Genomic DNA, 21530 nt, shown 5'->3' with positions numbered 1-21530 from the left:
GGAAGTTTGAGCCCGATACGGCCATTGCCGAATCAATAGAGGCTTGAGATGGAACTTTGCTGGGGCGTTTGTCTGGTCCGAAACCCCAGAGGTTGACGAGTGGGCCGACGGTAATATCGAAGGCGCCAGTCGAATTTTGATGCACCTCAACTGCTTTTTCTGTGACCGTAAATGTTTCGTTTGAAAGAGATTGCCAGTCGGTGCTCTCAGAGCTGTTAAATCGTGATATCTCCGATTCGGCCATATAGGTCGACATTTTCATGTTGATTGTATCGAGCAGGGCATCAATATCTTGTTTGAGATCTGCAGCGGGGATGGACGAATTAGCCAGCTTTATCTGGTAGGTGGTGCCCATGGTTTTTCCCTGAATCGTCTGCTCGGGTGTTGGTGCGCAGCAAGAGAGAAAAAACGAGAACAGTATGCAGAGCAGAACAGCTTTTATGTGGCGGCAGAGTAAACGAAGGCAGATTGGCATGGTGAGTTACTTTCTGTCGACTTTGTGATTGGTTTCAAATGGCGAGGCGCTAGCAATTATTCTTATCGTGTTGACGCTACCATACCCGATAAATGCAGAGTCGTGCAAATAAAGTGGGCGTTGATTTGTTTCAAAATCAGTTATGGAATATTCGTATCATCTGGCCAGCAAAGATCATAGCTTGCACTTCGCCCCTTGCTTTGGTTCTGGACAAGCAGACCCTTGCTATATTGCCAGGTGCCGAAAATCAGTTTTCCCAGTCCTCAAGCCTCAAGCCGATAATACGACCAAACTCACTGGTGTTGTGAGTGACGAGAATTGCATCATGGGCACGGGCAATGGCAGCAATTAGCAGGTCATTTGGGCCAATCAATTTCCCTTGCCCTGTTAAATTCACCCTGTTTCGGTCGTTGAAGCGGCTCTCCTTCCCAAGAACCAAAGAGCTCGAAATAACCTTCCGGCCATTCGCTACCAACCTCCTTTTTAACCAGATTTGCCAGGTACTTGGACACTGACAGGTGGGCATGTTTGGCTTTTTTCTGGAGTTGCTCTGCAACGTCGTCTGGTATGTAACAGTGTAATTGGGCCATAGATTCCTCCAAATATATTCTATGTAATTACATTATAAATAAATTACCCTTAAGTCAAAAGTAATTCTACCACGAAAAGTTTTGTAGGGCTAAGGAGGAAGGGCACTACGGTGGAGGCACAAAAAAAAAGGGTTTCAGCAAATATGCTGAAACCCTTGAATTTTTACTGGCGTCCCCAGTGGGATTCGAACCCGCGTTGCCGGCGTGAAAGGCCGGTGTCCTGGACCTGACTAGACGATGGGGACATAAATGGTGGGTCGTGCGCGATTCGAACGCGCGACTCTCTGCTTAAAAGGCAGATACTCTACCGGCTGAGTTAACGACCCGCCTCGTAAGCTGCACATATTTACAATAAGATTAATTGTCTGTCAACATTTCTTGCGAAAAAAAACCATTTTTTAAAAATAATAACTGAAGGTGGGGAACCTGCTACGTAGTCTTACAGGTGTAAGGACCGGTAAGCTTTAACGAAAATTTCTTGTAGGGCAGCCTCAGGTCTGCTATATCTAACGCCTTGTGAAACACTCTATAATACTGTTTCAACCAGCGGCATTTGCTGCCACCGTCGTGCGCGGTGCAACTATTACTTTTTTTGAGCTGTAACTATGGGACTATTGTCAAACTCGGGATCTTTTGTGCGTTTTTCTGTTGAAGGTGATATGCCGGCCAGTTTTTGGGAGTTTGCGGCAGAGCGAATAGCAATGCATGCTTTTCGTGATATTGATGACTCTTTTGAAGAGCATTCGATTGGCTGGGTATCGGTAATGAATATGTTTGATTCCGAGTTTGCTTATGCCTCTTATGCTGCTGGGGATTATATTGCTCTCACCATGAGAATTGATGAGCGCAAGGTGGCGCCGGCGGTACTGAAGAAATTTTGCATGAAGGAAGAAGAACGCCTGAAAAAAGAGCGTCAGGTTCCTAAGCTGAGTCGCGGTCAGAGATTGGAAATAAAAGAAAATATGACCTTGATGCTTACTAAGAAGGCGGTGCCTGTTCCGGCGACGTATGACATGTGCTGGAATCTTGGCGATAACACAGTGTTGTTTTTCTCTACAAGTGGAAAGGCCCAGGCCTCTTTGGAAGATCTATTCAAGAAGACGTTTGATCTGCACCTGGTGCTTCAGGTCCCTTTTCTGGCCGCCGGGAGATTGATTGACCCTGCCTTGGAAGAGAGGTTGGCAGAGTTGAATCCAACGATATTAATATAACGAATTTGAACGGGAACAATACGATGGATTTAGTTGATATAATAGCAGAAAAGCGTTTCCTAGGCCAAGAGTTCGTTACCTGGCTCTGGTTTAAAAGTGAAGAGCGGGGCGGCGCCGTCGATATTCCCGGCATAGGGGATGTCATGGTTGTTTTTGAAAAGCATATCCTTTTGGAGTATGGCGATGGTGATAGCCGTGAGAAGGTTATCTGCCAGGGCTTACAGGCTGAAATGAGTGAAGCTCGAACCGGCCTGCGCATGGGGAAAAAACTGGAACAGGCCAGAATCATGCTGGGCCGAGGCGAGTACGAGTGGAATCTCACCTTGCGGGCTAGTATGTTTGATTTTAAGAGTGTGAAAACGCCAAAGACCATGGCAACCAGTGAGGAATCTGACGACCCCGCGGCAGTTGAGGGCAGGATACTGGAGAAGATCAGTCTCTATGAGCAGGCCCTGCATCTGGTTGATGAAATGTTTCGGATGTTTCTTAACTCCCGCCTGTCCGATGACTGGGAAAACGAGTTGTTGCGGCTTCGTAAATGGATAAAAGATAAATAATCAGTTTGGGTGTTGGTCGAGCGGAATTCCGGCTCCGACTACAAACTTATTGAATACTATTTTAAGGATTTGAAGATGGAATTTGAGACAGTCATCGGGCTTGAAGTTCACGCTCAGCTGAAAACAAATACGAAGATTTTTTGTGGTTGTGCAACATCGTTTGGCGCCGATCCAAACACCAATACCTGCCCGGTTTGTTTGGGGATGCCCGGTGTGCTGCCGGTGCTTAATAAAAAAGTGGTTGAGTTTGCCATTAAGCTTGGTTTGGCGACGAACTGCACGATTAACCGGTTTAACCAGTTTGCCCGGAAAAACTATTTTTATCCTGATCTGCCAAAGGGCTATCAGGTTTCGCAGTTTGATAAGCCAATTACCGAACATGGCTGGATTGAGATCGAGGTTGATGGCACTATCCGTAAGATTGGGCTGACGCGAATCCATATGGAAGAGGATGCCGGTAAGCTTATTCATGATGATCGAGAGCCGAAAAGCTATGTCGATCTTAATCGTGCCGCCACGCCGCTGCTTGAGATCGTCAGTGAGCCTGATATGCGTTCACCGGAAGAGGCGGTGGCTTACTTAAAAAAAATTCATGCCATTGTGCGCTATCTTGATGTCTGTGATGGTAATATGCAGGAAGGCAGTTTTCGCTGTGATGCCAATATCTCCTTGAGACCGGTTGGCCAGAAGGAGTTTGGCACCAGAACAGAGCTGAAGAACATGAACTCCTTTCGTAATGTGCAGCGGGCCTTGGAGTATGAGGAGCGTCGCCAACGGGATATTTTGCTTGAAGGCGAGAAAGTTATTCAACAGACCCTTTTATGGGATGCTGACCGCAATGTGACCAATGCCATGCGCGGCAAGGAAGAGGCCCATGACTACAGATATTTCCCGGACCCCGATCTTGTCCCGATTGTAATTGATGACCAGTGGATTGATGATATCAGGCAGACCCTGCCAGAATTGCCGGATCAGATGAAGTCTCGTTTTATTACTGAGCTTGGTCTGCCCAGTTTTGATGCCCAGGTGCTTACCTCGGCAAAAGAACTTGCCGATTATTTTGAAGCTGCCTACCAAAAGTATGCCAATGCCAAAAAGCTCAGTAACTGGATAATGACGGAGTTGATGCGGGAGCTTAAGGGCGAAGGTGATGTGGCTGAAAGTATTGCTGCCTGCAAGGTGTCTCCTGAAAACCTGGCGGCGCTGTTGACAATGATTGATAAGGGCACAATCAGCGGCAAAATTGCCAAAACGGTTTTTGCTGATATGCTGGAATCTGGTGGTAATCCCGAGGCAATTGTTAAAGAAAAGAATCTCGGTCAGGTGAGTGATGAAGGGGAGTTGGTTAAAGTTGTTCAGGAGATTATGGCGGAAAACCCCGCTCTGGTTGAGCAGTTTAAGGAAGGGAAAACTAAGGTTATGGGCTTTTTCGTCGGCCAGTTAATGAAGCGGACCAAGGGCCGGGCCAATCCTCAACTGGCCAATGATCTCTTTCAGGCCGAACTTGGCAAGTAACTTTTTCTTTATTTGGTGTTATGGAAAAAGATCAGTGGCAAGAAAAGGGAGCTGGGCATCGACAGCGGCTGCGTGATAAATTTTTGGCTCAAGGGATTGAGGCCTTCACTGATTCAGAAGTTCTCGAACTTATCCTTGCCCTTGGCACTCCACGAAAAGACACGAAGGAACCAGCCCGCGCCCTGTTAAAAGAGTATGGGACATTGGCCCATGTTCTGGAGTTGTCTCAGCCCGAGTTGTCAAAGATTCACGGCGTTGGCGATAAAAACAGTTTTGCTATACATTTTATTCATGCCGTTGCCCGTCGCTATCTGCGGCAGCGCCTTAAAGACAAGCAGTATATCAGTTCATCCCGTGACGTAGCCGAATATCTTGTCCATGCTATGCGTGACCTGAAAAAAGAGGTGTTCTGGGTCATGTTTCTTGATACAAGTCATGCCATTATCGACTCAGAGTTTCTTGCCGAAGGCACTATCAACTCAAACACCATTTATCCCAGGGAAATCATCAAAAAAGCGCTCGCCTATAACGCCACGGCAGTTGTCTTAGGGCACAACCATCCTTCCGGAAAACTTGAGCCATCCTCAGAAGATAGGCGTCTTACCAAAAAACTTTATATCGCTCTGTCCTACGTTACGGTCACGGTGCTGGATCACTTTATCGTGGGTGGCAGCCAGCAGCCCTACAGCTTTGCGGATCATGGCCTGATGGAACAGATTAAGCAAGAATGTGCAGCCCTTGGCTAATCGTCAGAGGACTCTAGCGTCTGTTGGGCGTGAGTTATGAACGCCGGACTCTACATACACATCCCTTTCTGTCGGACGAAATGTCATTACTGTTCGTTTAATTCGTTTCCATGCCGGGATCTTCCACCTGAAAAATATCTCAACTCTCTGGTTGCTCATTGCGAAAAGTTCAAGCGAATTTGGGATGTGGCAAGGCCTATAGGCACCCTATTTATTGGTGGCGGCACGCCAACCATTTATAGTGGTGAGCAAATTTCCAGGTTACTGGGTTCGTGTCGTAAAATTTTTACCATTGATACACTGGCTGAACTGACGATCGAAACAAATCCAAATACGGTATCGCGATCAGCGCTCGATCTGCTGCTTGAGGCTGGTTTTAATCGCTTAAGTATTGGTGTTCAGGCCTTTGATGAAGATCTGTTAGCGGTGCTTGGCAGGTCGCACACGGTCGATGAGGCTCGGCGAGCCGTAGAAATGGCCCGAAACGCCGGCTTTACTAATATCAATATTGATTTAATGTATGGTTTGCCTGGCCAGACCGTAGGCACTTTCAAGAAAACATTGGGGCAGGCAATGGCTCTTAATGTTGCCCATATTGCTCTCTACGAGTTGACAATTGAGGGTAAGACTCAGTTTGACGACCGGCTTAAGGCGGGCGCTCTGATTCTTCCTGACGAGTCAGAGATAGTTGCCATGGAAGAGCTTGTCCAGACCATGCTGCCAGCTCATGGCTATCTTCGCTACGAGATATCCAACTACGCAAAAGCAGGATATTTTTGCCGTCATAACAGTAATTATTGGGAAAACGGAACATATCTAGGCGTGGGGGCTGGGGCAGTTTCGTATGTTGATGGTATCAGGTTTAAAAATATCGATAATCCGGGGCAATATGCAACGTTGATTGCCGCAGATGAGCCTGCCTATGAATATGCTGAAGGCCTTTCAACTGAGGCTTCATTTCGAGAAACTGTTATCATGGGATTGAGAATGTTGCGAGGTGTCGATCTCAATCAGCTTGAAAAACGATTCGATTTAAAACCGCTTTCCTATTATGGTGAGACGCTGCGCAAGTTGTTGGCAGAAGATATGATAGATATCGATGACGATTATATGAAGCTAACGGCAAGGGCGTTGCCGGTGGCGAATCAGGTATTGTCTGAGCTTGTCTAGCCCTTAGCCCTTAGCCCTTAGCCCCTAACCCTTAACCCCTAACCCCCTATTCATTTATGGCAAAGAACAGAACAATTTTTGAATGCAGTTCCTGTGGATCTATTCTTAGTAAGTGGGCGGGGCAATGTCCTGAGTGTGAAGCCTGGAACTGTGTTGCGGAGTCGGCTACAGCGCATTTAGCTGAAAAGGGGAACTCTGCTGCAAACCGGTTAGTGGGCTTTGCTGGAGAGGCCGCCAAGGTCCAACGAATGGCGGATGTGGCGATTGATCATATGCCGCGCATAGGAACCGGCATGGGTGAGCTTGATCGTGTTCTGGGTGGTGGACTTGTTCGCGGTTCGGTGGTCTTAATCGGCGGTGATCCCGGTGTCGGCAAAAGCACGGCCTTGCTGCAGGTCTGCTGTCAATTAAAGGAAGTGAAGGCCTTATACATAACCGGTGAGGAGTCTCTTCAACAAATTACCATGCGTGCCCGGCGCCTGGGGATGGCTAATGATGACCTTCTGCTGCTTGCTGAAACTCAGGTTGAAAATATTTGTGCAATAGCACTCAGGGAAAAGCCCTTGGTCATGGTGGTTGATTCAATTCAGACCATGCAGGTTGCCGGAGTGCCGTCTGCCCCTGGTGGTGTGAGTCAGGTGCGGGAGAGTGCGGCTTTCTTGACGCGATTTGCCAAGCAGACCGGCATTGCAATTTTTCTTGTTGGCCATGTTACAAAATCAGGCGGCCTTGCCGGGCCGCGTGTACTTGAACATATTATTGATGTGGTGCTCTATTTTGAAGGAGGCAGTGACTCGCGTTTCAGGGTTATGCGCGCTATCAAAAATCGTTATGGTGCGGTAAATGAGCTTGGTGTTTTTGCCATGACCGAGACTGGCCTGAAAGAGGTAAAGAACCCGTCGGCCATCTTTTTGTCCAACCATGACCACTCTATGCCCGGTAGCGCCGTGATGGTTGTCTGGGAGGGGAGCCGCCCTCTGCTTGTCGAGATTCAGGCCCTTGTTGACCCAAGTTATGCTGATCATCCTCGCCGTCTTGCTGTCGGACTCGATCAAAATAGATTGACAATGCTGCTTGCCGTTTTGCATCGACACGGTGGGGTGAGCAGCTATGATAAGGATGTTTTTGTAAATGTTGTCGGCGGGGTGAAGGTTGTTGAAACCAGCGCCGATCTGGCCCTGATTCTGGCAATTTTTTCAAGTATGCGTGATAAGGCTTTACCGGCCGATATCGTTGTTTTTGGTGAAGTGGGCTTAGCTGGCGAGATCAGGCCGGTGCCCAACGGTCAGCCCCGGCTGCATGAAGCGAGTAAACATGGCTTCACAAAAGCAATTGTGCCAAGTGCAAATGTTCCCAAGGCAAAAGTTGCCGGCATGCAGGTGCATGGTGTCAAGTCCCTGAGTGAAGCGATTGCAGTTTTGGCTAAAATTATGTAAGCGTTTTTCCGGTCTTGACATGCGTTTATTGAAGTGGTAAAAGTGCCTTTCGGTAAATTCGGAGGAATGGCCGAGTGGTTGAAGGCGGCGGTCTTGAAAACCGTTGTGCGAAAGTACCGTGGGTTCGAATCCTACTTCCTCCGCCATATAGTACTAGGAGAGGTGACCGAGAGGCCGATGGTGCCCGCCTGCTAAGCGAGTGATGGGGTTAAACTCATCCGAGAGTTCGAATCTCTCCCTCTCCGCCATTTTGGTTTTCAATAGTCTTTTCTTCGTGCTCTCTGTGCTCTTCGTGTTTATGAAATATACAAATTTAGTATTTCTAAACTAGGCATACGCCTCCATGTACCATTTCTGAAGTCAGAAAATGTTGGGTTTCTCCGGCTCAACCCAACTACCTCTGAAAATAGTCCCACAAGCGGCCAACCTCAACCAAAAAGATAATCGCCCAGATAAGGATGCTGATGCCCGCAGCGGCGGCTGCTATGTCCTTTATCACTTTGATATTCATGTTTTCATGGGTCTCCACAAAGTCGCACAGCGCCTCTATGGAACTGTTTAACATTTCAACAATCAGCACCTGCCCGGTGGCCGCCAGGATCATCAGAAAATCAACCCACTGCCTGAAATAAAAAAAGATCACCAGGACAATCGACGATAGAACAAACTTGTAAGCGACGCTAAAGTCATATCGGATGGCAAAACGCAGGCCCCAGTTTGTATGTTCCCATCTCCAGGTATAAAGCGCCTACCAACCAACCAATATTTAGTTTCACATCGATAGATCTTTGTGGTATTATTTCTATACTATTTCTTGAAAGTCCCCACCAATTAGAAGCCTGCAGTATCGCCATTTTGGAAATATTATGCCGCCTACGCAAAGACTCCTCGCCTGTCTGTCTGTTTTATGTGCAATCCTCCTCGGAGCTGGTACCAATACAGTTTTGGCAATTCACAACGACGATCAGCTACTGGTACTAAAATCTGCCAGTGAACTTGACTACCCTCCTTTTGCCGTCGTAAAACCTGATGGAACCGCCGATGGTTTTTCGGTCGAGCTGTTAAAGGCTGTTGTTGAGGCAGCTCATCATAAAGTCGATATAGCCGTTGGGCCCTGGCATGAGATTAAGCAGCAACTTGCCGATGGCTATCTTGACGTTCTGCCACTGGTTGCTTACACCCCGGAGCGCGACAAGGTCTTCGATTTTACGGCCCCATACCTACAGATGCACGGGACGATTTTTGTCCGCAAAGGGAATAGGTCAATCCGTACCGAGGCCGATCTCAAAGATAAGGAAATCCTGGTCATGCGGGATGATTCTTCACATGAATATGCCATTAGTTCAAAGATCCCAGCTAAGCTGATTTTGACTGACACCTTTGAAGAGGCAATGAGACTGCTCTCTTCCGGCAAGCATGATGCGGTTTTGTGTCAGTATCTCATGGGTCTGCAGCTCACCAAAAAACTGGGCATTACCAATGTGGTCAGTGTCTCTGAAACTCGAGATGCCAGCCTGAAACCGAGAAGTGTCATATTGTCCGGCTTTGAACAGAAATTCTGTTTTGCCGTACCTGAAGGGCGAAAAGAGCTGCTGGCCTTCTTAAACGAGGGCCTGGCTATTGTTTTCGCTAATGGCAGCTATGCGGAGATTTACGATAAATGGTTTGAACCGATCCTCCCTGCGCCATCTGTGCCGCTGGCAACTTTGATTAAATCTGTACTTATTGTGCTTATTCCTGTGCTGCTTATTCTGGCGATTGTCGGCATCTGGTACCTGAATCGACAAGTTCACCTGAAAACTCAAAATTTGAGATTAGAAATTCAAGAGCGCAAGAAAATTGAAGAGACATTAATTGAGAGCGAGACCAATTACCGTGATTTTGTCGAAGGGACTGATGATTTGGTAACCAGGACCGATAGTGATGAGGTTTTGACCTTTGTAAACAGTAAAGCCACCAAATATTTTGGCCTTACTCCAGAAAAATGTATAGGTCGTTCAGCCTTTGATTTTATCCATCCCGAAGACCAAAAGATGACCCGCGATTGGTTTGCGCTTTGTGAGGCACAAAAACTGTCGTCATCTACCATTGAAAACCGCCAGATTAACCTGAAAACTGATGAACGCTTCTCCATGCTGTGGACAGTAAATTTTGTATATGATTCTCAGGGGGGTTTAAAAAGTACTAAGGCTATTGGTCGTGACATTACCGGTCGCAAACAGGCCGAGCAGAGGTTCCAGACGATAGTGCAAACTACGGTAGGATTTACTGGCCAACAATTATTAGACAATATATGCACTCAGCTTTGCCAGGCCTTCAACAGTGAGTGTGCCATAGTGGGGGAACTTGCCGGGCCTACCACTGTTAAGGCCATTTCTATGCTGCTTGATGGCAAACCCGTTAAAAATTTTAGTTACCAGGCCCCAGGCACTCCCTGTGGCAATGTCCTCGTTAACGGGTTTAGTCATTATCCGGAAGATGTGTGCCGCCTCTTTCCAGAGTCCAGGGAATTGCATGAGATTGCCGCAGTAGGCTATGTAGGCGCCCCTTTAGTAGATCAAAACGGCACAGCAGTAGGAATACTCTGTGTTATGTCTAAAAAGAAGCTGATTCTTCCGGAGCGGGCGGCGGATTTAATGTCTGTTATTGCGGCCAGGGCCTCCGCTGAGATCGAGCGGATGAGTGTGGAGAGAGAAAAACAGGAGATGGAGGGCCGCCTCCATCAAGCGCAGAAAATGGAGGCTATCGGTACACTTGCCGGCGGTATTGCCCATGATTTCAATAATATCTTGGGCGTAATCCTTGGCTATACTGATTTGGCAAAAGAGGATGCGCCTCCTGGCTCAAAGATTAAAGAAGACCTTGATAAAATATCAAAGGCAGCAAACAGAGCAGCGCAGCTTGTGAAGCAGATTCTGGCATTTAGCAGGCAATCTCAAGTTGAACGTATACCAATAAAAATACAGCCGTTGATTAAAGAGGCGTTGAAGATGGTTCGCTCTTCAATCCCGACCACAATAAGCATTGTTCAAGATATCGCCCACCAGAGTGGAAGTATCCTGGCAGACCCGACCCAGATTCATCAAATCATAATGAATTTAAGTACCAATGCCTATCATGCCATGGAGAGCTCCGGCGGAGTGCTTTCAGTTTCCATGAAGACTACGGTCGTCGCTGATGATGATAAAAAAATGCTTTTGCATGTTGCCGCGGGTGAATACGTTGAGCTTATCGTTTCCGACACCGGTTCAGGAATAGCGCCTGATGTTATTGATAAGATATTTAACCCCTACTTTACAACCAAAGAAATTGGCAGGGGCACCGGTATGGGTTTGTCAATTACTCATGGGATAATGAAGGATTGCGGTGGGGCGATAACGGTTGAAAGTACGTTAGGACAGGGATCGACTTTTCATATCTATTTTCCTGTAGTTGCTAGAGACGCTTTACCGCAAATAAAAGAAGCGGAAGATATTCCAGTTGGGAAGGAACGGATATTATTTGTTGACGATGAAGAGCTTCTGGCTGAAATGGGCAAAAATATGCTTGAAAGGCTTGGATATTATGTCACTGTGCGACGCAGTAGTATCGAGGCACTGGCAATATTCCAAAAGAGTCCCAACGAATTTGATGTAGTCATAACCGACCAGACTATGCCTGACATGACCGGCTCTGATCTCGCCAGACGGATGCTGCAGATCCGGCCCGACATGCCGATTATTCTCTGCACCGGCTACAGCAATCTTATTGATGAGGATTCTGCAAAGGCCCTCGGCATAAAAGAGTTTGCCTTAAAACCCCTTACAAAGGCGACGATTGCCCGGTTGGTTCGTAATGTTTTGGAGTCTGTATGAGAAAATTAATCTCCTCTGGTGAGCTGGGGGCGGCAAAGCAACGGGCCCTGGTCTCGTTGGTTATTGCAGCTCTTACCATGATAGTAGCCGCCGCTGCTTTTTCCTGGATGTTTCAGGCCTATGTCCTTGCCAGAGCCGAGGAGAACGTTACCAACCTGCTTTTGTCCCATAAGGGAATTCATCACTATGTGCAGAACACCTTGATACCAGCCTACACCATGTACCAAGACGAAAGAAAAATTCCGGCTACGTTCTATGCCCCGGAACTCCTGTCATCATCGTTTATCGTCAGAAATCAGCATGCCTTTTACAACCAGGAGCGCCAGAACGCTGGCTATCCGGAACTATACTATAAGCTGGCTGCCAACAACCCTCGTAATCCTGTCAACAAGGCCGATGCCTTGGAACAGAAATTGATCAAAATGTTTAATGAGAAGCGGGATGTGAAATCCTACCGGGAGATAGTTGAGATTGATGGCGCAAAAGTTCTCTATGTGGCGATACCCTTTCTTGAAAATGGGGCCCGTTGTCTGCGCTGCCACGGCAAGCGTGAAGATGCGCCTCCCGAGTTGCAGCAGCGCTATCCCGGCCAGGGCGGCTTTAATGAAAAAATTGATGAAATTCGTGCTATAACTTCTATTCGGGCCCCTCTGGAACACGAGTATAGGTACATTTATGTAATCGGTTTGACAATATTTGTTGGATTCATGGCCTTTGGAACTCTCTTTTTCTTTAATACCCGACTGCGCTCACTGGTTTCAAAACGAACAACATTGTTAGAAAGTGAGGTTGAACAACGGAAACGTACTGAGGAGATATTACGTCAGAACCGTTCTACTCTTAAACAGATTTTAGATACGACACCTCAAGCAATCTTCTGGAAGGATTGTAATGGTGTTTATCTGGGCTGTAACCGGTTCTTTGCAAAATCCGTCGGAGTTGATGAGCCGGAGCTGATTAAAGGCAAGACAGATTTTGATCTGCCCTGGCCCAAACATGAAGCTGAGGCCTACCGGGCCGATGATCAGGAAGTATTGAAAACTAATCAGCCAAAACTGCACATCGTTGAGCCGTTGCAACTGGCAGACGGGAGCAGGCGCTGGATTGACACCTCCAAAGTGCCCTTAATCAATGGGGATGGGGAGGTTTATGGGGTGCTCGGTGTGTTTGAGGATATTACCGAACAGAGGCGCAAGGAGGCTGAGAAAAAAGAACTTGAAAAACGGCTGCAGCAAGCCCATAAAATGGAAGCGGTTGGCACCATGGCAGGCGGCATTGCCCATGATTTTAACAATATCCTCTCGATTGTTCTTGGATATGCGGAGATGGTCAAGGACGACATGGATCCGCAAGCTAAGTCCATCGAAGATATAGAAAAAGTACTTGATGCCGGCAACCGAGCTAAGGAGCTTGTTAAACAAATCCTGGCCTTCAGCCGGCAGGAAAAAATACAACGCATCGCCCTTCAGCTTCAAGCGCTCATCAAAGAAACATTAAAGATGCTTCGTTCATCCATCCCAACCACCATTGAGATTCAAGATGAAATCGACTCCAACTGTGGGGTTGTCTGCGCTGACCCAACTCAGGTTCACCAAATACTGATGAACCTCTGTACAAATGCCTATCAGGCGATGGAAGCGACTGGCGGTATCCTGAAAATTCAGCTGAAAAAGGTCTATTTAGGTGAAGATAGACAGATAACCCCAGGCATGAAAGCCGGAGAATACGTTGAGCTTGTTGTCTCCGATACCGGTTCTGGAATAGGCCCAGATGTGATTGATAAAATTTTTAATCCGTACTTCACCACCAAAGAACAGGGCAAGGGAACCGGAATGGGGCTGGCTATCAGTCACGGAATTATTGTCAGTTATGGTGGCGGCATTACTGTCGAGAGTAAACTTGGTGAAGGCACGACGTTTCATGTCTACTTCCCGGTTGTTGCAGAGCAAGAACTCCCCTTAGCCGGCCATAAGGAGCAAATTCAGTTGGGGAGCGAGCATATCCTCTTTGTTGACGACGAGGATATTTTGGCTACGATGGGAAAGGGGATGCTGGAGCGGCTCGGCTATCGTGTCACTGTCCGGCAGAGTAGTCTTGAGGCACTAGCGATATTCCAAAATGATCCTGAGGCCTTTGATGTCATTATAACCGATCAAACCATGCCCGGCATGACAGGTTCTGACCTTGCCAGACGAATTCTACAGATTCGGCCCGGCATGCCGATTATCCTCTGCACCGGCTATAGCAATCTTATTGACGAAGACTCTGCAAAAGCCCTTGGCATAAAAGAGTTTGCCTTAAAACCACTCACGAAAGGGGTAATTGCCAAGTTGATCCGGAAGGTGTTGGATGAAAAGCCTGATACTTAGCAGGCTCCTACAGAGAACAGGAATTCGCCCATGGTACATATACAGAAATAAAGTAGGGCGGATCAATCTCCGTCATTGCGAGCGCAGCGCGGCAATCCAGAGTAGTTTCGAAAAGCCTGGATTGCTTTGTCGTTGTCACTCCTCGCAATGACACCGCTGGTCATCCTTTAACCCCTAACCTCAAACCTACGATTTGACGCCAACTATTCTGGCCAGGTCACTAACCATCGAGTTAAGGGCTTGAGCCTGGCCACTCAACTCTTCAGAGGCCGCGGCCGCAGCCTCCGAAACAGCGGCATTCGATTGGGTGACTTTATCAACTTCACTGATGGCCTCATTTATTTGCGTTACACCGATAGCCTGTTCCTTGCTGGCAACAGTAATGTCATTGGCTAGAGCGCTGACCTTTTTGACATTGTCAAGAATCTGATCAAGAATTCCAGCAACCTCTTCTGCTGCAAAAACACCATTGTTGGCATTTTCCTGTGAACCTTCAATTAGTGTAGCTGTCGACTTGGCAGCCTCTGCACTACGAAGTGCCAGCGAGCGAACTTCTTCGGCAACCACCGCAAAGCCTGCCCCGGCTTCACCGGCACGAGCTGCTTCAACGGCGGCGTTTAAAGCCAGAAGGTTAGTTTGAAAGGCTATCTCGTCAATTGTTTTCATGATCGAGGCGGTCTGGTCAGAGGACTCTTTGATGCTGCCGATGGCGGCTTTCATTTTGGTCATGCTGATTTGCGCTGATTCCGCCGAGCCTTTCGCCTCAGCGGCCTTGTTGCTGGCTTCAATGACATTTTCGGCATTGGCGCGACTCATCGAAGAGACCTCTTCAAGGGCCGAGGAGGTCTCTTCAATACTTGAGGCCTGTGTTTGCGCACCCTCTGAGAGTTGGCTGCTTGAGGAAGCAACATGATTTGAGGCATCCAGAAGGTTGGCGGCATTGGCTTTAAGTTCAATGATAATTTTACTGATTGGCTTGATCACTGAGTTTGAAATGAGGCGGAGAACTAAAGTCCCGAACATGATGGCCATAATTGCCAGACCAAGGGCTACAACGCTGGCCCCTTTACGAATTGCCGCACTGAGTTGTTGGTCGGCTTCATCAAGGGATTGAATAACCTCAAAAGCACCATGGATTTCGCCAACCTTCCAGTCTTCCATGGGCCCTCCGGTGGGGTCGATGCCATCGCTGTTCCCCCAGTACTCTTTCGACAAAGAAGGGGCGCCATGGCAATAAAGGCAGGTGGCGGAGAGACGCACCGGACGAAAATAGCGGACTGCATTAAGAGATTCATCTATCACGTAGTACTCAGATAAGTTGTTATCCTTCATCTGGTTTAGGGCCTCTGCTTCGATGGGGTCGGGAGTGTTTTCCGGGCGGCGGGGTTCAAATTTAGGAACCCTGAATGTGTACCCACCTTCATTGGCTTTACGCATGGCCGAATTCCAAGCACTAACGACAGGGATAACACCTAAAACGGCATCTTTCTTACCAGCATTGGCGTACTCTTTAATCTGCTCAAAGCTGAAGATTCCCAGAGCCCATTTATTCTCCATCTCTTCTCGCGTAGATTCAGCTGTGAGGCAGATAGCGCGGGCTTTATCAACAAAGGCCGTAACGGTTTTGTTGTGGGATTCTGCTATGTACATTTTGAATAAAACTATCAATAGGATGGCGGGGAGTAGGACGCCCAAAAGCACGAGTTTGCCACGAAGAGACCATTGCTGCATATCCATAATTTTATCCTTTATCTGGGAGAGTAGGAGAGGGTGTTGTTACAAAATTATGTCATAAGCGAATTGTGGTTGTCAAACAACATTGTGGTTTTTGTTGGATAACGGCTTTTTTAGCGTTCCTTTAATAAATGTATCCTTGCTCCTCAAGGTAAAGAAGGATTTCTTGAGCACCTTCGGCCGGGGTGATCTCAGAGGTGTCGATGGTTATCTCGGGGTTTGATGGCGGAATATAGGGGTCGGAAACACCGGTAACGCCCTTGACCTTTCCGGCTCGGGCTTTAGCATACAGACCCTTCCGGTCACGTTGTTCACAGGTCTCAAGGGGGGTTGAAACGTAGACCTCGATAAAGCCTCCGTAGCGGCTGATCAGTTCTCGGTTGGCCTGGCGTGATTCTTCGTAGGGGGCGATGGGCGCGCACAAAGCGATACCACCGTTCTTGGTAATTTCACTGGCGACAAAGCCGATTCTGATGATATTGAGGTTTCGGTGTTCTTTGGAAAAATTTAGTTCACTGGACAGGTTTTTTCGAACAATGTCACCATCCAGAAGAGTTACTGGGCGATCGCGCATCTCCATAAACTTTACCATAAGGGCCTTGGCCAGAGTTGATTTTCCGGAACCGGAAAGGCCGCTGATAAAAACTGTAAAGCCCTGTTTTGAACGAGGGGGGAAGGCTCGTTTGAGTTCAGCAACAACTGAGGGGAATGAAAACCATTCAGGTATCTCCAGGTCCTCTTGCAGGCGTCGTTTGAGCTCTACTGAGGAGATATCCTTAATCTTCATCTCTGCCGTGGCCTGGCTTTTGGGAATATATTGGGCCTTGTCCTCCACATATACCATCGTTTCCATGGGCACCATTATTATGCCGGTTTCCGACTCAAACTGTCTGACGGTTTCCTGGGCACTATGGAGAGGATAGAATAAGGCAGCGTTTTGGCTTTGGGCGAAAGGATCGCCGTGGTTATCGGCAACAAGAAAATGACTACAGCCGAAATTTTTCTTGATTATGGCGTGCCAGAGAGCTTCGCGGGGGCCAGCCCAACGGTTTGCCAGGGGAATAAGGCTGAGAGCGCTCATGTTCCGTGGAAACTGCTTAACGATCTCTTCGTAACAACGGACATGGGTGTAATGATCAATGTTTCCAGGGTGATCAAGACCGACTACTGGTTGCAGGAAAATATTGGCCCCTGCTTCACGGGCAGCCCTGAGGACCATTTCGTGGTGAGCGCAATGCAGGTAGTCATCGGTGTGAAAGCCGAGAACTCGCCGCCAACCACTTTGCGAAAACCGCCGCGTGGTCTCGGCCGGAGTCAGTCGAATCTCCTTAAAATCATAATGCAGTGGCAGATGAAGGCCCTCCAGGGAGCCGCCGATATACCACTCACCGTCGTGATCGTAAAGGTGACGAACCCCAGGGTGTTTTTGTGGGTCATCGGTTCCATAAACCTTGAGGGCTTCATACTTTTTATCTGGTTTCCAGATGTCACCAACGGTGAGCACGGCCAGCATAAAACCCTCTTCATCGTTGATTGCAATCTTTTGTCCTGGTTTCAGTGCTTGGGCTTTTGTCTCAGGCACATCAAGGCAGATAGGAATAGACCACACTGAACCGTCAGCCAGATGCATAGTATCCAGCACGGCATTGTAATCTTCCTGGTTGAGATATCCTTTAAGGGGATAAAAGGCGCGGCTGAGCAGAAGTTCCAGGTCGCATAGTTGGCGTCTGTTTAAATCAATGTATGGATATGAGATAGCTTCTTTCTTTAACTCCTCTGTACGTCGAAAGTGAACAAGCAGGCTCTCTGAATAGTCTTTCATGGATTTGATACCCTGTGATGAATTATTTGACCGAAGGTAACGGAAGGGAGCTTTTTCATGCTGCTATTGTAGGCCTTTTGGGGACAAAATTCAAACAGTATTCATATGGATGAAAGGTTCTTCGGAGCCGTTTGTCTGGATTAAAGAAAAACTTTTGAAGCAATTTGTTTGAGGGCTTTGCTGAAGGGACTTGAGGCCTTTTGGGACATAATAGGTACAAGCAGGCGGGCACTTGACTCGACGTCATCAGCACGGGGTAGGGTGCCGATGAAATTAATTCGAGTAGCCGTGGTTTTCCACAGTACAGATTGAATCCGTGCAACAAAATCATTGACATCTGGTTCATATGAGACGCGGTTAACTATTAAGTACGGGGCAAACGATGAAATAGTCTGTTGAAGAATATCGAGGTTGTGGGGCTGAGTATCCTTGACAAGTTCAATGAGAGAATGGAAGCTCTTGATCTCGCCAGACGGGTTGAGGGTCATTTTAATGAGTTCTTCAAGTTCTGGATTTTTTTTGCTGTGAAAGGGTGACTCGGCGCCGAATATTCTGCTTAATTTTCGAAAAATTGCTATTTTCAAAAACGTATAGGCATCAAGATATGAGGCCGGTTCTGATGAGGTCATCACAAACTGATAGTCAGCCATGAGGAAGAAATCCATTATATTGTGGGTGGTGTCGCCACCCAGATCAACAATGATATAATCAGTGTTGAGTTTGCGAAGACTGCTCATAAGCTTTAATTTTTTGGCAAAATGCAGGTTGGCTGCACCAAGTCGGCCACTGTCGCCACCAATGAGTCCTGGCCCGAACTTAGTCTGCATCATAATATCTTCAAGATTTGGTATGGACCTGTCAAAATAATCATTCAAATTGTGTTTGAGGAAGGTCTCGCCCAGATATAGGTGAAGATTTGCGCCCCCAAGGTCAAGATCAATGGCCACGGTTTTTTTCTTTTGAGAAGAGAGATATACCGCTAAATTGGCGGCAAAAATGCTTTTGCCAATTCCGCCTTTGGCGCCGCCAATGGCAACTATTTTTGCAGGCCGAGAGATTTTTTCGGAAGACGATGCTTCACTATATGGTGCCCTGTTGCGACGTTCGCTGCCGGGAGGTCGGCGTTCCTGAAAGGGGTCACGACGTTCAAAAACCTGTTTTGTTGTGACTGGTTTTGCAAATGAGGTAAGGTATTGATAGGCTTCTTGGATTTTTATGAATCGTTCAATACGAACACGAGCAACTGCCTCCGGCTCCCCGAGGTTTTTATCCGGATGGTAAAGCTTTGTTTTGCTGCGGTATGACAGTTTAATTTTTTCAAGGGTCAGATCTTGGTAAAATGAGGGCTCGTGGGTGGTCTTTGCCGAAAAAAGCAAGGCGCAGGCCGTTTGCACCTTTTGTGACTCTTGCGCATTAAGTTTTTCAATCTGTATCACAGACGGGGCGACCTTGAACTGACTCGTTGATTTAGCAACAGGATTTTTTAGAATCCGGCACACCAAGTTTTTTTAGAATGATTCCCAGCGGACAAAATTTCGTCAGGCCATACTGGAACAGGTTGGCACCGACAAAGGCGGTCATGAAGAGCCAGTAGGGGTGCACCCAGGTTCCGAGGGCGAGGCTTACCAGTATAAAAGTACCTGCAGTTGTGTGAATCCAGTCGTTAACAACCATAATAACTCTCCGTCAAATTTGTGTTAGTAACTCCAGCGTAGGCTTGTATAAATATTCGTATTATCCTCAAATTGACCGAAAAAAGTCTGGTCATCTTTGCCAATGAAAATATTACCACCTGCTTCCAAGGCCCATTGATCGGTCAACTTATAGTTGGCTTTCGGGCGCAAATAGGCGTCATGGTCTGAGGGCGAGTAGTAACTGAAAAGTGATAGGCTTAAGTTCTGATTCATCAGCAGTTTGGTCAAGCGGGCTGTGAGAAGATGTCGATATTCATCATCGCTTTTTACTCCGCTAAATGAACGTTCATAGGCGTCATAGTCTTGTTTGAGTTCGAGATAATATTGAAAGGCGCCGGTGAAGTCAGTACCTAATTCGTGCTCGAAGCCAACCAGAAAGCGAATTTCACTGTTGCGAACAAAGCCATTGTCGCCATCAGGGTCTTGCCTGGAATCATAGTAGCCGGTTTCGAAGTTTGCTATTCCTCCCAGTAGCGGCGCCCGCAGGCTCAATCCGTAAACCGAGAGTCTTGGGTAGATGAGGTTCCACGTTGTGCTGTTGACTCCTTCAGGAGTCTGCCAAAAGCCGGAATAGATATAAAGCGCAAGTTCGGTGGCGCTGATATTCTTAGATAAACGGGCTGCAAACTCGCTGTCATTACCAAAACGGTTTCTGTCTTCATCTAAGACGGTGAGCGAACGATCACCAGTTTTACTGGAAAGGTTGTTCCAATAGGAGATGCGGGTTCCATCAATAAATTGTGAGCCGTGAAATACCGGCATATAGACAAGATCAAGATTAACAGCGTCAAAAAAAATACTGGTTTTTAAGGCATCGCTGGGTGCTTTTAAATACTCGGTATCCCGGCCAATGAAAAATGACTCCCAATCCTTAGCGAAAAGGTCATTAATAAAAACAAGATCGCCTGTTCCCCAGGTTATAATCTGTCGTCCTGCTATGACATCGACGTTATTTAGAGGGGAAAAAGATATGGATAAATCGCGCAGTTCAGCACGACTCTCTTCCTCAACAAGATCACCAACAAGATCGCCTTTGAACTTAACTATTGCCTTGCTAAGGTCTGTCGACAAGGCAACTTGTAGGCGACTCTCGGCAATGGAGGCATCTTTTTCATCCTGATTTCTGTCGACCCGCCATCCGTTGCGAACCTCTACGAAACTATAAAAATCGGTTCGGTAGTCATCGTAGAGCGTGTCTCGGAGGGTTGCCAAAACTTGCTGCGGCGTTATGCAGAAAAGCAGGAACACAACTATTGGCAGTGAAAATTTTATCATCAGAGCCACCTTACCTGCGGGCTTCATCTGGGGGTTTATGAAGGTAGCGTTCCGTAAAGATATCTTCGGCCAAGCCAATATTATATGAAATATTACTGAACTCGCTGATTGTTTCTCCGCCATCGAGTAGATCGGCAACCCGTGATTTGATTACAGTGGGGAAGCCTTGTATGGTCTGGGTTTCCAGGGCCTCGACCAGCCGGTATTTCTCGCCATTTTTGTTTATGTACTCGGCTTTCTTTGGCATGAACGTAGCTTTATCAATCCAGACAGTATACGAGGCGAACTCAACAGAATCAGCAACTTTGGGCGTGTTTTTGATCACATAGTAGGTGTCATTTTCTTCAATCAGCTCATGCGTGTCATCTTTGGGCGGTCGGCCTGAAACATCTTCATAGAAAAAATGGGAGCCCACAAAACTTGTACGTTTGTCTGAGGCGGCGATGCGTTTAACCAGAGAAAGAGCCGGCAGGTAGAGCCAGCGGTCATCATCTCTGTCGATGTTCTTGTGCACCATAAAGACCATTTTACGGACATCGCTTGGTTTTTTAAAGTAGACGTAGAACTGCTGTTTGCCGCCATCAGAGCTGTCGCGGCGTAAAATATTAAACTCTCGGGTGCGCTCTCGGCCCTGGGCATCGATAATGCGCATGGACACCTGGGCTTTACCATCATCGCCGGCATAATAGGCGGCATGGTTGGTTTTTTCAATGATCTGATTGACGTCTGGGGCACTTTCTCCACTGGTGGGAACGAGGAACTGAAGTCCGGCAAGTAAAAGAATGGCAATGGTGGTTTTCATGGCGTCGCTCCTGTAATTAGTAGTTGAACAAAAAGTCGCGTTTTGTCGGTTTATTAGCATTTACATTTAGCATTTAGCTAACCGCTAACCGCTAACAGCTACGAGCTACGAGCTAACTTTAAATAGCCGTTTTTCAAATAAAGTTATAAGGGCAGGCAAAATCAGCATGGTGGAAAGTCCAGAGATTGCCATGATGCTTGCCAGTAAGAACCCGACAGTTTGGTAGGGAACCAGAGGCGCTGCCAGCAGGGGTATAAATCCCACCGCAATAACAATAACG

General features: G+C 47.4%; 17 protein-coding genes, 4 tRNA genes and 1 pseudogene. 10 read left to right on the top strand and 12 right to left on the bottom strand.

Annotated features, from left to right (window positions below):
* The 5 genes and pseudogenes from HQK80_08970 to HQK80_08950 all read right to left on the bottom strand — a co-directional run.
* Nucleotides 1-475: FAD:protein FMN transferase (locus HQK80_08970; GenBank protein MBF0222340.1), on the bottom strand; the 475-nt coding region annotated here is incomplete at its 3' end.
* A gap of 247 nt (nt 476-722) precedes the next feature.
* Nucleotides 723-845, bottom strand: a pseudogene (locus HQK80_08965) (VapC toxin family PIN domain ribonuclease).
* Nucleotides 832-1065, bottom strand: coding sequence for a hypothetical protein (locus tag HQK80_08960; protein MBF0222339.1), 234 nt, complete (start codon nt 1063-1065; stop codon nt 832-834). The pseudogene HQK80_08965 and the gene HQK80_08960 overlap by 14 nt, the downstream one beginning before the upstream one ends.
* 167 nt (nt 1066-1232) lie before the next feature.
* Nucleotides 1233-1310, bottom strand: a tRNA-Glu gene (locus HQK80_08955).
* 5 nt (nt 1311-1315) lie between these two features.
* Nucleotides 1316-1391, bottom strand: a tRNA-Lys gene (locus HQK80_08950).
* 279 nt (nt 1392-1670) lie between these two features.
* On the opposite strand from HQK80_08950, the gene rdgC reads away from it, so the two are divergent.
* The 8 genes from rdgC to HQK80_08910 all read left to right on the top strand — a co-directional run bounded on the left by rdgC (nt 1671) and on the right by HQK80_08910 (nt 7948).
* On the top strand, nt 1671-2276 hold the full coding sequence (rdgC, locus tag HQK80_08945; GenBank protein MBF0222338.1) for a recombination-associated protein RdgC: 606 nt from the start codon (nt 1671-1673) through the stop codon (nt 2274-2276).
* A 23-nt stretch (nt 2277-2299) separates the two neighbouring features.
* Nucleotides 2300-2833 (top strand): hypothetical protein, encoded by a 534-nt coding sequence (locus HQK80_08940; protein ID MBF0222337.1) that lies wholly within the window; start codon nt 2300-2302, stop codon nt 2831-2833.
* A 75-nt stretch (nt 2834-2908) separates the two neighbouring features.
* A complete protein-coding gene (gene gatB, locus HQK80_08935; GenBank protein ID MBF0222336.1) occupies nt 2909-4348 on the top strand; it encodes an Asp-tRNA(Asn)/Glu-tRNA(Gln) amidotransferase subunit GatB in 1440 nt (479 codons plus the stop codon).
* A 20-nt stretch (nt 4349-4368) separates the two neighbouring features.
* Nucleotides 4369-5094 (top strand): DNA repair protein RadC, encoded by a 726-nt coding sequence (gene radC / locus HQK80_08930; GenBank protein ID MBF0222335.1) that lies wholly within the window; start codon nt 4369-4371, stop codon nt 5092-5094.
* A 36-nt stretch (nt 5095-5130) separates the two neighbouring features.
* Complete coding sequence (hemW, locus tag HQK80_08925; GenBank protein ID MBF0222334.1) at nt 5131-6264, top strand: radical SAM family heme chaperone HemW; 1134 nt, start codon at nt 5131-5133, stop codon at nt 6262-6264.
* Between the two features lie 56 nt (nt 6265-6320).
* Complete coding sequence (gene radA, locus HQK80_08920; protein MBF0222333.1) at nt 6321-7700, top strand: DNA repair protein RadA; 1380 nt, start codon at nt 6321-6323, stop codon at nt 7698-7700.
* 60 nt (nt 7701-7760) lie between these two features.
* Nucleotides 7761-7846, top strand: a tRNA-Ser gene (locus HQK80_08915).
* A gap of 10 nt (nt 7847-7856) precedes the next feature.
* A tRNA-Ser gene (locus HQK80_08910) sits at nt 7857-7948 on the top strand.
* Nucleotides 7949-8094: 146 nt separating this feature from the next.
* Here HQK80_08910 and HQK80_08905 read toward each other — a convergent pair.
* Nucleotides 8095-8409 (bottom strand): diacylglycerol kinase, encoded by a 315-nt coding sequence (locus HQK80_08905; protein MBF0222332.1) that lies wholly within the window; start codon nt 8407-8409, stop codon nt 8095-8097.
* Between the two features lie 157 nt (nt 8410-8566).
* Here HQK80_08905 and HQK80_08900 point away from each other — a divergent pair, with 157 nt between their 5' ends.
* Together HQK80_08900 and HQK80_08895 are read left to right on the top strand one after the other, a co-directional pair.
* Entirely contained in the window at nt 8567-11554 is a 2988-nt protein-coding gene (locus HQK80_08900; protein MBF0222331.1) for a transporter substrate-binding domain-containing protein, read from the top strand.
* Nucleotides 11551-13923, top strand: a complete 2373-nt coding sequence (locus HQK80_08895) for a DUF3365 domain-containing protein (GenBank protein ID MBF0222330.1) — start codon at nt 11551-11553, stop codon at nt 13921-13923. Before HQK80_08900 ends, HQK80_08895 begins: the two co-directional genes overlap by 4 nt.
* 186 nt (nt 13924-14109) lie before the next feature.
* Here the strand turns inward: HQK80_08895 and HQK80_08890 are convergent, their stop codons facing one another.
* The 6 genes from HQK80_08890 to HQK80_08865 all read right to left on the bottom strand — a co-directional run bounded on the left by HQK80_08890 (nt 14110) and on the right by HQK80_08865 (nt 21250).
* A complete protein-coding gene (locus HQK80_08890; protein ID MBF0222329.1) occupies nt 14110-15660 on the bottom strand; it encodes a DUF3365 domain-containing protein in 1551 nt (516 codons plus the stop codon).
* A gap of 121 nt (nt 15661-15781) precedes the next feature.
* Nucleotides 15782-17479, bottom strand: a complete 1698-nt coding sequence (locus tag HQK80_08885; GenBank protein ID MBF0222328.1) for a bifunctional sulfate adenylyltransferase/adenylylsulfate kinase — start codon at nt 17477-17479, stop codon at nt 15782-15784.
* 140 nt (nt 17480-17619) lie between these two features.
* The gene (locus HQK80_08880; protein ID MBF0222327.1) at nt 17620-18915 is read right to left on the bottom strand and encodes a P-loop NTPase; all 1296 of its coding nucleotides are present in this window, start codon (nt 18913-18915) and stop codon (nt 17620-17622) included.
* Between the two features lie 31 nt (nt 18916-18946).
* Nucleotides 18947-19153 carry a DUF2892 domain-containing protein gene (locus tag HQK80_08875; GenBank protein MBF0222326.1) on the bottom strand — a complete coding sequence of 69 codons (207 nt, stop codon included), beginning with the start codon at nt 19151-19153 and terminating at the stop codon, nt 18947-18949.
* 23 nt (nt 19154-19176) lie between these two features.
* The gene (locus tag HQK80_08870; protein MBF0222325.1) at nt 19177-20448 is read right to left on the bottom strand and encodes a hypothetical protein; all 1272 of its coding nucleotides are present in this window, start codon (nt 20446-20448) and stop codon (nt 19177-19179) included.
* 10 nt (nt 20449-20458) lie between these two features.
* Nucleotides 20459-21250, bottom strand: coding sequence for an outer membrane lipoprotein-sorting protein (locus HQK80_08865; protein MBF0222324.1), 792 nt, complete (start codon nt 21248-21250; stop codon nt 20459-20461).
* Between the last annotated feature and the right edge of the window lie 280 nt (nt 21251-21530).

It is taken from the genome of Desulfobulbaceae bacterium (assembly GCA_015231515.1).
Taxonomy (GTDB): Bacteria; Desulfobacterota; Desulfobulbia; order Desulfobulbales; family VMSU01; genus JADGBM01.
This window is presented reverse-complemented; position numbering and strand designations above follow the sequence as displayed.